The 11,884-nt window shown below is 69.4% G+C and carries 12 protein-coding genes; 5 read left to right on the top strand and 7 right to left on the bottom strand.

Annotated elements, in window-relative coordinates; translation table 11 throughout:
• Positions 1 to 3 precede the first annotated feature (3 nt).
• From ACIOGX_RS35015 to ACIOGX_RS35000, 4 genes are read right to left on the bottom strand one after another with little or no spacing between them, the layout of a single operon-like run.
• Positions 4 to 1,335: an NADH-quinone oxidoreductase subunit D gene (locus ACIOGX_RS35015; protein WP_356516657.1), complete on the bottom strand. Its 1,332-nt coding sequence runs from the start codon at positions 1,333 to 1,335 to the stop codon at positions 4 to 6.
• Positions 1,335 to 2,072 carry an NADH-quinone oxidoreductase subunit C gene (locus ACIOGX_RS35010; RefSeq protein WP_356516659.1) on the bottom strand — a complete coding sequence of 246 codons (738 nt, stop codon included), beginning with the start codon at positions 2,070 to 2,072 and terminating at the stop codon, positions 1,335 to 1,337. The genes ACIOGX_RS35015 and ACIOGX_RS35010 overlap by 1 nt, the downstream gene beginning before the upstream one ends.
• Positions 2,069 to 2,623, bottom strand: a complete 555-nt coding sequence (locus ACIOGX_RS35005; protein ID WP_046505025.1) for an NADH-quinone oxidoreductase subunit B family protein — start codon at positions 2,621 to 2,623, stop codon at positions 2,069 to 2,071. The genes ACIOGX_RS35010 and ACIOGX_RS35005 overlap by 4 nt, the downstream gene beginning before the upstream one ends.
• A 19-nt stretch (positions 2,624 to 2,642) precedes the next feature.
• Positions 2,643 to 3,002 carry an NADH-quinone oxidoreductase subunit A gene (locus ACIOGX_RS35000; RefSeq protein WP_249948537.1) on the bottom strand — a complete coding sequence of 120 codons (360 nt, stop codon included), beginning with the start codon at positions 3,000 to 3,002 and terminating at the stop codon, positions 2,643 to 2,645.
• 881 nt (positions 3,003 to 3,883) lie between these two features.
• Here ACIOGX_RS35000 and ACIOGX_RS34995 point away from each other — a divergent pair.
• The 3 genes from ACIOGX_RS34995 (at position 3,884) to ACIOGX_RS34985 (ending at position 5,865) form a co-directional block, all read left to right on the top strand.
• Positions 3,884 to 4,729, top strand: coding sequence for a C40 family peptidase (locus tag ACIOGX_RS34995; RefSeq protein ID WP_129773121.1), 846 nt, complete (start codon positions 3,884 to 3,886; stop codon positions 4,727 to 4,729).
• Between the two features lie 150 nt (positions 4,730 to 4,879).
• The gene (locus ACIOGX_RS34990; RefSeq protein ID WP_356516661.1) at positions 4,880 to 5,254 is read left to right on the top strand and encodes a PadR family transcriptional regulator; all 375 of its coding nucleotides are present in this window, start codon (positions 4,880 to 4,882) and stop codon (positions 5,252 to 5,254) included.
• Positions 5,251 to 5,865, top strand: coding sequence for an HAAS signaling domain-containing protein (locus tag ACIOGX_RS34985; protein WP_356516663.1), 615 nt, complete (start codon positions 5,251 to 5,253; stop codon positions 5,863 to 5,865). The genes ACIOGX_RS34990 and ACIOGX_RS34985 overlap by 4 nt, the downstream gene beginning before the upstream one ends.
• A 36-nt stretch (positions 5,866 to 5,901) precedes the next feature.
• On the opposite strand, the gene ACIOGX_RS34980 is transcribed toward ACIOGX_RS34985, so the two are convergent.
• The gene (locus tag ACIOGX_RS34980; RefSeq protein WP_356516665.1) at positions 5,902 to 6,834 is read right to left on the bottom strand and encodes an SDR family oxidoreductase; all 933 of its coding nucleotides are present in this window, start codon (positions 6,832 to 6,834) and stop codon (positions 5,902 to 5,904) included.
• 95 nt (positions 6,835 to 6,929) lie between these two features.
• Here ACIOGX_RS34980 and ACIOGX_RS34975 point away from each other — a divergent pair, with 95 nt between their 5' ends.
• A complete protein-coding gene (locus ACIOGX_RS34975; RefSeq protein ID WP_401918744.1) occupies positions 6,930 to 7,610 on the top strand; it encodes a TetR family transcriptional regulator in 681 nt (226 codons plus the stop codon).
• 458 nt (positions 7,611 to 8,068) lie between these two features.
• On the opposite strand, the gene ACIOGX_RS34970 is transcribed toward ACIOGX_RS34975, so the two are convergent.
• The gene (locus tag ACIOGX_RS34970) at positions 8,069 to 8,452 is read right to left on the bottom strand and encodes a metalloregulator ArsR/SmtB family transcription factor (RefSeq protein WP_356516677.1); all 384 of its coding nucleotides are present in this window, start codon (positions 8,450 to 8,452) and stop codon (positions 8,069 to 8,071) included.
• 96 nt (positions 8,453 to 8,548) lie between these two features.
• On the opposite strand from ACIOGX_RS34970, the gene ACIOGX_RS34965 reads away from it, so the two are divergent.
• Positions 8,549 to 10,528, top strand: a complete 1,980-nt coding sequence (locus tag ACIOGX_RS34965) for a heavy metal translocating P-type ATPase (RefSeq protein ID WP_401918742.1) — start codon at positions 8,549 to 8,551, stop codon at positions 10,526 to 10,528.
• Positions 10,529 to 11,271: 743 nt separating this feature from the next.
• Here the strand turns inward: ACIOGX_RS34965 and ACIOGX_RS34960 are convergent.
• Entirely contained in the window at positions 11,272 to 11,739 is a 468-nt protein-coding gene (locus tag ACIOGX_RS34960; protein ID WP_356516683.1) for an ATP-binding protein, read from the bottom strand.
• Positions 11,740 to 11,884: the final 145 nt, after the last annotated feature.

Genomic DNA, 11,884 nt, shown 5'->3' with positions numbered 1-11,884 from the left:
TGGTCACCGGTCGACGCCTCCCATCACGGGGTCGATGGACGCGACGGCGACGATGACGTCGGCGACCTGGCCGCCCTCGCACATCGCCGCCATGGCCTGGAGATTGGTGAAGGACGGGTCGCGGAAGTGGACCCGGTACGGGCGCGTGCCGCCGTCGGAGACGACATGCGCGCCCAGCTCGCCCTTGGGCGACTCCACGGCGGCGTACGCCTGCCCCGGCGGGACCCGGAAGCCCTCCGTCACCAGCTTGAAGTGATGGATCAGAGCCTCCATGGACGTGCCCATGATGTTCTTGATGTGGTCGAGCGAGTTGCCCAGGCCGTCGGGGCCGAGCGCGAGCTGCGCGGGCCAGGCGATCTTCTTGTCGGCGACCATCACCGGGCCCGGCTCCAGCCGGTCCAGGCACTGTTCGACGATCCGCAGCGACTGGCGCATCTCCTCCAGCCGGATGAGGAAGCGGCCGTACGCGTCGCAGGTGTCGGCGGTCGGGACCTCGAAGTCGAAGGTCTCGTAACCGCAGTACGGGTCGCTCCTGCGCAGGTCGTGCGGAAGCCCGGCGGAGCGCAGGATCGGTCCTGTGGCGCCCAGTGCCATGCAGCCGGTCAGATCGAGATAGCCGACGTCCTGCATACGGGCCTTGAAGATCGGGTTGCCGGTGGCGAGCTTGTCGTACTCCGGCAGGTTCTTCCGCAGCGTCTTCAGCAGCTCGCGCAGCTGGTCGACGGCGCCCGGGGGCAGGTCCTGGGCGAGGCCGCCGGGGCGGATGAACGCGTGGTTCATCCGCAGGCCGGTGATCAGCTCGTAGGCATCGAGAATCAGTTCACGATCACGGAAGCCGTAGATCATGATCGTCGTCGCGCCCAGCTCCATACCGCCGGTGGCGATGCAGACGAGGTGCGAGGAGAGCCGGTTCAGCTCCATCAGCAGGACGCGGATGAGCGTGGCCCGGTCCGGGACGTCGTCCTCGATGCCGAGCAGCTTCTCGACGCCCAGGCAGTACGCCGTCTCGTTGAAGAACGACGTCAGGTAGTCCATGCGCGTGACGAAGGTGGTGCCCTGCGTCCAGTTGCGGAATTCGAGGTTCTTCTCGATACCGGTGTGCAGATAGCCGATGCCGCAGCGGGCCTCGGTGACGGTCTCGCCCTCGATCTCCAGGATCAGCCGCAGCACTCCGTGGGTGGAGGGGTGCTGGGGACCCATGTTGACGACGATCCGCTCGTCGTCGGCCTTGGCGGCGGACTGGACGACCTCGTCCCAGTCGCCGCCGGTGACCGTATATACGGTGCCCTCGGTGGTCGCGCGGGGCGTGGCGTGGGGTGCGTGGGGAGCAGACATCAGGAGTACGACCTCCGCTGGTCCGGAGCCGGGATCTGGGCGCCCTTGTACTCGACGGCGATCCCGCCGAGCGGATAGTCCTTGCGCTGCGGGAAGCCCTGCCAGTCGTCCGGCATCATGATCCGGGTCAGGGCGGGGTGGCCGTCGAAGATCAGCCCGAAGAAGTCGTACGTCTCGCGCTCGTGCCAGTCGTTGGTCGGATAGATCTCGACCAGGGACGGCACGTGCGGGTCGGCGTCCGGCGCGGAGACCTCGACGCGGATCAGCCGGCTGTGGGTGAGCGAGCGCAGGTGGTAGACGGCGTGCAGCTCGCGGCCCTTGTCGCCCGGGTAGTGGACGCCTGACACCCCCGTACAGAGCTCGAAGCGCAGCGCCGGGTCGTCGCGCAGGGTGCGCACCACCTGGACGAGATGCTCGCGGGCGACGTGGAAGGTGAGTTCGCCGCGGTCGACGACCGTCTTCTCGATGGCGTTCTCCGGGACGAGTCCCTGCTCCTCCAGCGCGCCTTCCAGCTCGTCGGCGATCTCGTCGAAGGACCCGCCGGGGCCGCCGTACGGCCGGGCGGAGGCGCCCGGCAGCAGCACGGTCCTGACGAGCCCGCCGTATCCGGAGGTGTCGCCGCCGTTGTTGGCGCCGAACATGCCCTTCTGTACGCGGATGGGCTCGCCGGTGTCCTCGCGCGCGGACGGAACGTTGTTTCCGGAGGGCCGCTCTCCGGATCCCTGGTCGCCGGTCACCGCAGCAACCCCTTCATCTCGATCGTCGGGAGCGCCTTGAGGGCCGCCTCCTCCGCCTCGCGGGCCGCTTCCTCCGCGTTGACCCCGAGCTTGGAGCTCTGGATCTTCTGGTGGAGCTTGAGAATGGCGTCCATCAGCATCTCGGGCCGTGGCGGGCAGCCGGGCAAATAGATGTCGACAGGGACAATGTGATCCACGCCCTGGACAATCGCGTAGTTATTGAACATTCCGCCCGATGATGCACAAACCCCCATGGAAATCACCCACTTGGGGTTGGGCATCTGGTCATAGACCTGCCGCAGAACGGGCGCCATCTTCTGGCTCACCCGCCCGGCCACGATCATCAGATCGGCCTGCCGCGGCGAACCGCGGAAGACCTCCATGCCGAACCGCGCCAGGTCGTACCGCCCGGCGCCGGTCGTCATCATCTCGATGGCGCAGCACGCGAGGCCGAAGGTCGCGGGGAAGACGGAAGACTTCCGCACCCAGCCCGAGGCCTGTTCGACGGTGGTCAGCAGAAAACCGCTCGGCAGCTTCTCTTCGAGTCCCATTGGTGGCCCCTCAGCCCCTTTAGTCCCATTCCAGACCGCCGCGCCGCCACACATACGCGTAGGCGACGAAGACGGTGAGCACGAAGAGCAGCATCTCCACGAGCCCGAAAATCCCCAGGGCGTCGAAGGTGACGGCCCAGGGGTAAAGGAAGACGACCTCGATATCGAAGATGATGAAGAGCATCGCCGTCAGGTAGTACTTGATGGGAAAACGGCCGCCTCCGGCCGGCGTCGGTGTGGGTTCGATGCCACACTCGTACGCTTCAACTTTGGCCCGGTTGTAGCGCTTTGGCCCGATAAGCGTGGCCATGACCACGGAGAAGATCGCAAACCCAGCCCCGAGGGCGCCGAGCACGAGGATGGGTGCGTAGGAATTCACGCCCCTCAGCTCCTTCCAGTCGTCCTTGACCGTTGGATCGCACCGGGCGGTTCGCCTCACCGCCCCACCACGACCCCTGAAGATCGCGTACATGTGAGGCAGTTCACAAGCCCGACTGCCCCGCATCTTATGCCCGGTGGTCTGTGATCTGCGACACGGGGTACAGCAACGGCTTTGTGATCTCCACCACCCGACGAAGGATCATGAAGTCGGATGAGCGGTGATCTTTATACGTGAAGCGGCCGAGCGGTCACCAGATGTGACATCCGATCCTGTTTCCGCTGGTCGGGGGCGCATCGCTCTACCAAGGGATGCACCGTACAAGCAAATTTGCAATGAAACAGTCTACAGTGATAAGGGCCCGGCGGTCACCCGCACGAGGGGGAAGTGCGGACCGACGTGGACACGTGCACGCATTCACGAGCAACCGGGACAGCTTCACGAGCGTCCACAGAGATACGTGCGAGCACCCCCGAACGCCCCCAAGATCACTCCCAGATCACTCCCAGATCACTCCGAGGTCACTCCGGGATCGCCCCGGGCGGACTCCGTGATCACCCCGAGCGGGCTCCGCGGTCACGCCGAGCGGGCTCCGTGATCGTTCCGGCCGCCGGACGTTGGCCACTCTGTGACCTATACCACCTCACCGAACCGTCAAGACAAGAGGGCTTGGCCAAGTGTGTGAAGGGGTGGTAAGCGGCGGGCAATTCGGACGTTTATCCGAAAGTCCGTGATCACAGCCATGATCACCCATGCCCGGTTTGCCCGTTACGGCGTCAATAAGACCCGAGGCTAAGCGGATTCACAGATTCCGAACGTAACTGTGGCGCAACACACCTTGCTTGACGGGAACCAGGTTCCACCTGATAGCCGTAGTTCTCATGTCCCACACCGCTCACATACCCAGCCACCGGAAGCCCCGCCGCAGCGCGTCGAAAGTCGTCCTCCGTAGTGGAGTTGCCGGTGGCGTCCTCAGCACCATCGCGGTCGCCGGTGCCGCCGGACCGGCGAACGCCGAGCCGGTGACCACCCAGACCATCGAAATGCCCACGCTCACCTCCGGACTCGTCGGCGACTTCACGCGGTCCGCCGAGGCCACGCAGCGCGTCGCGAACTCCCTGGACCTGCGCGCCCAGCAGGACGCCGCCGCGTCCACCGCCGAGCGGACCGCCAAGAAGGCCAAGGCCGAGGCGGACCGCAAGGCCGAGGCGAAGAAGAAGGCCGCCGAGGCCCGCGCCAAGGCCGCCGCCGCCGAGCGCGCGTCCCGCACCGCGGAGCGCACGACGCTGTCGGCGCCCTCGTCCTCGAACTCCGGCTCGGGCTCCTCCTCCGGCTCGACCGCCTCCGCCTCAAACGTCTCCTCGCAGGCGACCGGTTCCGCGGCGGCCGTCCTCGCGTTCGCCCAGTCCCAGATCGGCGACGCGTACATCATGGGCTCGACGGGCCCGAACGCCTGGGACTGCTCCGCTCTCGTCCAGGCCGCCTACCGCCAGATCGGCGTCGACCTCCCGCGCGTCTCGCAGGACCAGTCGACGGCCGGCACCCAGGTCTCCCTGAGCAACCTCCAGCCGGGCGACATCCTCTACTGGGGCGGCGCGGGCAGCGCGTACCACACGGCGATCTACGCCGGCGGCGGTGAGTTCATCGGCGCGCAGAACCCCAGCTCCGGTGTGGTGAAGAAGTCCATGGACTGGGACCCGCCGAGCGGCGCGGTCCGCGTTCTCTGATCCACCCGTAGCCCCACTCGCCTACGGCGAACACCCGCACCCCGCTCGGGGGGATGCGGGTATTCGTCGTTCCCGTCCCCTCACCCGCTCACGGTGCGCGGAAGGGACCCCCTTCCCTGTCCACTTGTCCCGCCAGGTATCTTGCATCGCATGGAACCAGGTGATTCGACCAAGCAGGCTCGGGCAGCCGCTCAACTGCGCAAGGGCGTCCTGGAGTACTGCGTACTCGCCTTGATGCGGGACCGCCCCCGCTACGGCGTGGAACTCCTCCACGCCCTGGAGGACTCCGGCGCCCTGGCCACCAGCCAGGGCACGGTCTACCCGCTGCTCTCCCGGCTCCGCCGCGACGACCTGGTCACCACCACCTGGCAGGAGTCCACCTCCGGACCACCCCGTCGCTACTACGCGCTCACCGACAGCGGGCGGGACGCGCTCGACGAGTTCACCCGCGTCTGGCCCGGCTTCCGCAACGCCGTCGACGCCTTCCTGACCGCCCCCCACCCCTCCACCGGAGACCTCGCATGAAGACCTCTGCCGACCCCGTACGCGACTACCTCTCCGCCGTCGAACGCGAGACCTCCGCACTCCCCGCCGACCGTCGCCAGGAACTCCTCGCCGACCTCGCCGAACACATCGAGGTGACGCGCGCCGAACGCCCCGGCGCCGCGACCGGCGAGATCCTGGCGGAGCTGGGGGACCCCCGCACGATCGCGGCGACGGCACTGGCCGAGGCGGGGAACGGAACCACCGGCGCCCCGGCCCGGAGCGACGTGGACGCGCCCGCCCGGCGCGGCAAGGTGCACCCCCTGGTCCCGCTCCTGATGCTCACCCTCTCGCTGCCCTTCACGATGCTCTTCTCCATCGGCCCCGACGCGGCGTTCGACGCGGGCGCGGTGTTCGGCTTCCTGTTCCGCGTCACCGGCGCGGTACTTCTCTGCACCTCGGTGCACTGGACCGCCGTCCAGAAGACCACCGGCGTGCTGCTCACCGTCATCGTGCCGACCACCGCCATCGCGACCTGGAACCTCACCACCGGCTCGGCGGCGGGCGAAGTCCCGGCCCTCCTGGGCAATCTGGGAAGCCTCGCCCTGATGGTCGGCACGGCCGTATGGCTCTGGCGGGCCCGTCGCGCCTGAGCGCGGACGACGGCCGCGCCCGCCGTCGCGCTCCCGTCAGGCGGCGGGGGCGGGAAGCGTGACTCCCGTGAGGCGCTCGGACTCCGCCCACAGACGGGCGTTGGCGGCCGGGTCGAGGGCCCGGCGGGTCGTACGGGCCGTGGTGGTGGGGCCGACCAGCTCGAACCGCCGGCTCGGACCGTAGTAACCACCCGCGACGGCCCCGGGATCGGCCGCCGCGTACAGCAGGGGTTCCGTGCCCTGCTCGACCTCCTGCGAGGGCAGGAAGTTGAGGGACGTGAGGACGGAAACCCCGCGCGACGGCTTGCCGGTGCCGAGACTCGGCCCCGTCGTCTGGAGGTTCGTGCGCGTGTAGCCGGGGTGCGCGCCGGTGCTCAGCAGCCGCCAGCCGCGCTCGGCGGCGAGGTCCGCGAGATGCCGGGTCATCATCAGGTTGGCCAGCTTGGACTGCGCGTAGGAGAGGTTGGGGCTGTAGCGGCGGCGCTCCCACTGAAGATCCTCGAAGTGGATACGGCCGTAGTTGGCCACACCGCTGCTCATCGTGGTCACCCGCGGCGCGGTGGCGGAGAGCAGCAGCGGAAGCAGCCGGACGGTCAGCGCGAAGGGGCCGAGGTAGTTGCTGCCCATCTGGAGCTCGAAGCCGTCGGCCGTGGTGTGCCTGGACGGCGGGGCCATCACCCCGGCGTTGTTGACCAGCAGATCGAGTGGGGTGCCGTCGGCGATGAGCCCGTCGGCGAACTCCTGGACGGAGGCCAGATCGGCCAGATCGATCCTGCGCACCTCCAGCCGGGCGTCCGGGTGCTGGGCCAGGATCTCGGCACGGGCCCGCTCGCCCTTGGCGACCGTACGGACGGCCATCACGACGCGCGCCCCCGCGCCGGCGAGCCGCCGGGCCGCCTCCTTGCCGGTCCCGCTGTTGGCGCCGGTGACGACGGCGAGCTTCCCGCTCTGGTCGGGGACGACGTACATGGCGACTCCTTCTAGTAGACCGGCGGTCTGTTGTCATCGACGCTAGCAGACCGTCGGTCCGCTAACAACAGACCAGGGGTCTGTAGCCTGGGGCCATGACAAGGCCCTTCCAGCGCGCCCGCAGCGACGAGCAGCGCGCCGTACGCCGGCAGGCGATCCTGGACACCGCGGCGGCGATGCTGACCGAGATGCCCGTGGCACAGGTGAGCCTCAACGAGCTGAGCCGACGGGTCGGTCTGGCGAAGTCGAACGTGCTGCGCTACTTCGAGTCCCGCGAGGCCGTCCTGCTCGAGCTGCTGGACACCGCGCTGCGGGAGTGGCTGGACCTGCTGGAGGACACCCTCGCCACGTCGATCGACGCGTCGGCCGGACCGTACGAACGCGGCGACCAGCTCGCCGGCACGTTCGCGGAGACACTCGCGGCCCGTCCGGTGCTCTGCGATCTGGTCGGCGCGCAGGCCGCGGTGCTGGAACGGAACATCTCCCCGCGGATCGCCGCGGAGTACAAGCACGCCACCCTGGCCACCGTCGCCGTCGCGGTCCGGCTGATCCACGCATACGTACCCGAGTTGGACGAAAACGACGCGATGCGGTACGCCGCCGCGGCCTTCTTGCTGACCGGCGCGATCTGGACCCACGCGCAGCCCTCTGCCGCGATGCTGGCCGCGTACGAGGCCGATCCCACGCTGGCGGCCATGCGCATGGACTTCACCGCGACGCTCCGCGGGCAACTGGAAGTGACGGCCTCGGGACTGCTGGCCCGCGCATCGCGCTGAGGTGGGCGGGGGACCGAGGGGTAGTCGGGCTCACCCGGAAGGTTCGATGGCGGGTGGGGGCCGCCCCTGAGGCTTCAGTTTCGCGGCTCCGGGTTGGGTGTCAAGGGCGCTCCTGCGTCGCGTCGGCTGCGCCGATTCCGCTGCGCTCCACCCTGGACACCCACCCCTCCACCGCAAGTGCAGCTTCGAGGGGGGCCGGCCCCGGGGGGAGGGGTCCCCGGAGGGGATCCGTGCTTGGGGCCGGTCCGTTGCCGACCGCTGCTCGGTGGGTGGTCTGCGCGGCAGTGGAGTGGGGCAGCCCGGCACCGGCTCAGCGCCTTACCCCCGTGGAGGGCCAGGATTCATGCCCCGCTGGTGAGGGTGCGTGGATGGCGGGGCGGGTGTGACGGAAGAGGCGGCTAGGGGGCCGGTGGGGGGCCGTGGAACCGGTTTACCGGCCTCAGGACGCATGCGACCGTCTACCGGCGGATCGTGGCCGGTGCCCCTTCAGTGGTGGGGGCGTCGCGCAGACCGAGGCGCAGGTGCTCAACGTGGAAGAGGGCCTGCTCCAGGAGTTCGGCGACATGGTTGTCGTAGAGGGCGTAGACGATGGACCGACCCCGGCGTTCTCCGGTGACGAGTCCGAGGTTGCGCAGCAGACGGAGCTGGTGGGAGCAGGCGGATGCCTCCATGCCGACGGCTTCGGCGAGGTCGCCGACCGCGCAGGGGCCTTCCTGGAGGCGGGCGAGGATGTACAGGCGCGAGGGGGTGGCCAGGGCCTGGAGGGTGGCGGCGACATCGGTGGCTCCCGCCGCGTCCAGCCGTTCGCGGGGGGTGGCCTTGTCATCGGTTCCGTGACCCATGCCGCCCATCCTACTGGCGACACATGAAGACCTGTTCATATATTCCTGTACGGTGGATGTGTCGCGCCCCCCATGCCCGTGAAGGGTTATTTCGTCATGCCTTCTGATCTCGTCCAGCGCCTCGAAGAGGCGGTTCCAACCGCCTCGCGTACGGCTCCGAAGCGGCGCACCCAGGTGTTCGCCCTGGCCGAGGCGCGCTGGGCCGCCTCGGCGCTGGCACTGTTTCTGATCGCGCTGCCGCTCCAGCTGACCGGTGCTCCCGCCTGGGCGTGGGGCACGCTCTACGCCGCCGCCTACATCACAGGCGGCTGGGAGCCGGCCTGGGCCGGGCTGACGGCGCTGCGGGAGAAGACCTTGGACGTCGACCTGCTGATGATCGTCGCGGCGATCGGTGCAGCCTCGATCGGGCAGGTGATGGACGGCGCCCTGCTGATCGTCATCTTCGCGACCTCCGGCGCGCTGGAGGCATTGGCCACCGCGCGGACACAGGACGCGGTGCGCGGTCTGCTCGACCTCGCCCCCACCACGGCCACCCGGCTGGCCGATGACGGAAGCGAGGAGAGCGTCGCCACCGCCGATCTGGTGGTCGGGGACACCATCCTCGTCCGGCCCGGTGAACGGGTCGGCGCGGACGGCCGCGTGGTGGCCGGGGCCGGCGAGGTCGACCAGGCCACCATTACCGGCGAGCCGCTGCCGGTACCCAAGGAGACCGGTGACGAGGTCTTCGCCGGCACCCTGAACGGCACCGGTGCCCTGCGGGTCAAGGTCGAGCGGGACGCCTCGGACTCGGTGATCGCCCGGATCGTGGCCATGGTCGAGGAAGCCTCCGAGACCAAGGCGCCTACCCAGCTGTTCATCGAGAAGGTCGAGCAGCGGTACAGCCTCGGCATGGTCTTCGCGACCCTGGCCGTATTCCTCGTCCCCCTCGCGTTCGGCGCTGAACTCACCGGGTCGCTGCTGCGTGCGATGACCTTCATGATCGTCGCCTCACCGTGCGCCGTGGTCCTGGCGACGATGCCGCCGCTGCTCTCGGCCATCGCCAACGCCGGACGTCATGGCGTCCTGGTGAAGTCCGCCGTCGTCATGGAACGCCTGGGACAGGTCGACGCGGTCGCACTCGACAAGACCGGCACCCTCACCGAGGGCACGCCCCGCGTCACCGACATCCGCCCCTTGGACGGTTCCGGCCTTGACGAGGACACCCTGCTGGCGCTGGCGGCCACCGCCGAGCACCCCAGCGAACACCCCTTGGCCCGCGCAGTCGTCGACGCCGCCCGCACCCGCGGCCTGGCCATCGCGGACATGCGGGACTTCATCTCCACTCCCGGCATCGGCGTCACCGCCACCGTCGACGGCCACACCATCGCGGTCGGCGCCCCCGCCCGCCTCCTCGACGGCACCGAGAACACCGTCTCGGCCCACGCCGCCGAGTTGGAGAACGGCGGACGCACCGCGATCCTGGTCCTGCGCGACGGCGCCCCGGTCGGGGTGCTGGGCATCGCCGACCGGCTCCGTCCCGACGCCACCGCGACCGTTGCGGCCCTGACTACACTGACCGGCAGCACGCCGATGCTGGTGACCGGCGACAACCCGCGCGCCGCCGCACGCCTGGCCGCCGAGGTCGGCATCACCGGCGCCGACGTCCACGCCGGTCTGCTGCCCCAGGACAAGGTCGAAGCCGTACGGCGCCTGGAGACCCAAGGGCGCAAGGTGCTGGTCATCGGCGACGGCGTCAACGACGCCCCCGCCCTGGCCGCCGCCCACACCGGCGTCGCCATGGGCCGCGCGGGCTCCGACCTCGCCCTGGAGACCGCCGACGCGGTCATCGTCCGCGACGAACTCGCCACCATCCCCACCGTCCTGAGCCTCTCCCGCGCCGCCCGCCGCCTGGTGGTGCAGAACCTCGTCATCGCCGCAGTGTTCATCTCGGGCCTGGTCATCTGGGACCTGGCGGGCCATCTGCCACTGCCCCTCGGCGTTCTCGGCCACGAGGGCTCCACCGTCATCGTCGGCCTCAACGGCCTGCGCCTGCTGCGCGACGCCGCCTGGAACCGCGCCGCCCGCGCCGTACGGTGAGCCGGACCACACCAAGAAGCCCGCACAACTGGCCACAGGACACATGACCGGCCAGAAACCCCCCAAAGGCCCGGCCAAACAGCAACATAAGGGTTAGGCCGCGCCTCCCGTTCACCTCGGGCCACAGGCGCACCCAACAACGGACCCTCACCAGCGGGGCATGAATCCCGGCTCTCCACGGGGGTAAGTCGCCGAGCCGGGGCCGGGCCGCCCCACTCCACTGCCGCGCAGACCACCACCGAGCAGCGGTCGGCAACGGACCGGCCACCGTCCACGGATCCCCTCCGGGGACCCCTCCCCCGGGGCCGGCCCCCCTCAAAGCTGCACTTGCGGTGGAGGGGTGGGTGTCCAGGGTGGAGCGCAGCGGAATCGGCGCAGCCGACGCGACGCAGGAGCGCCCTTGACACCCACCCCGCAACCGCGAAACTCAAAGATCAGGGGCGGCCCCCACCCGCCACCGAGCGCACCGGGCCACCCCGGCTACCCCTCGGTCCTGACCGGCCGCCGACCACCAGGAACACGCCCCACCAAGTGCGCCTGCGGCGCACGAACCGTCACACGCACCGGATCGGGGCAGCAGTAGCAGGTGTACGTGTACCCCTCCTCCGCATCCACCGGCACCAGCGGAACAGCGGCACTGCCCACCGCCGGCATGACCGCACACAACACCCACACCCCCAGCACGACCGCACTCATCGCGATCGACACAACACCCCACAACGCCGGATCCGTTACCGGTTCCATCAGCCGGCCTCCCCGGCCTCGGCCAGCGTGAACCAGACCGCCTTCAACCTGGGCGAACGCCCCCCATAGATCGTGAATCCCCACGCACAGGCAAGGCTGTCCACGAGCATCAGCCCGCGCCCGCCTTCCTGCGTGCGTTCCACGCACAGCGCGGCGGGCTCGGTCGGCAGAGGGAAGGACCAGGGCCTGTCGTCCGCCACGGAGACCGTGGCCTGCTGGTGATCGACCGTCACCTGTACGCGGATCAGAGGCGTATGCGTGTGGCGGTGCGCGTTGGTGACCACCTCGGTCACACAGAGGCGCGCGTCATCAACGAGTGCGCGGTGCCGGTTCACCCCCAGCAGCGACGTGACGAAGTCACGCGCGACCTTGGCCGCGCTCGCGGTGTTAGGCAGGGCGAGCCGGTAGTTCTCGCCGCCCTGCGGTGGCGGGGGTTGAGGAGTTGCGGTGGCGGTCACGGTGGTCATGTCGTTCTCCCAACGCGGTGCGGTCTGAACTGGCGCGTGGCCCGCCATGCGTGGCGATGACCGCGCAAGCGCGCCCCAAGGCGCGCCAAAGCGGCTGCACTTCGGGCTTACTGACGTGCGACGCGATGCTGAGACGACCATAGCG

Origin of the sequence: Streptomyces sp. NPDC088147 (genome assembly GCF_044741565.1) — a bacterium.
Lineage (GTDB): Bacteria > Actinomycetota > Actinomycetes > Streptomycetales > Streptomycetaceae > Streptomyces.
The sequence above is the reverse complement of the archived record's forward strand: the minus strand, read 5'-3'. Positions and strand labels throughout refer to the sequence as shown.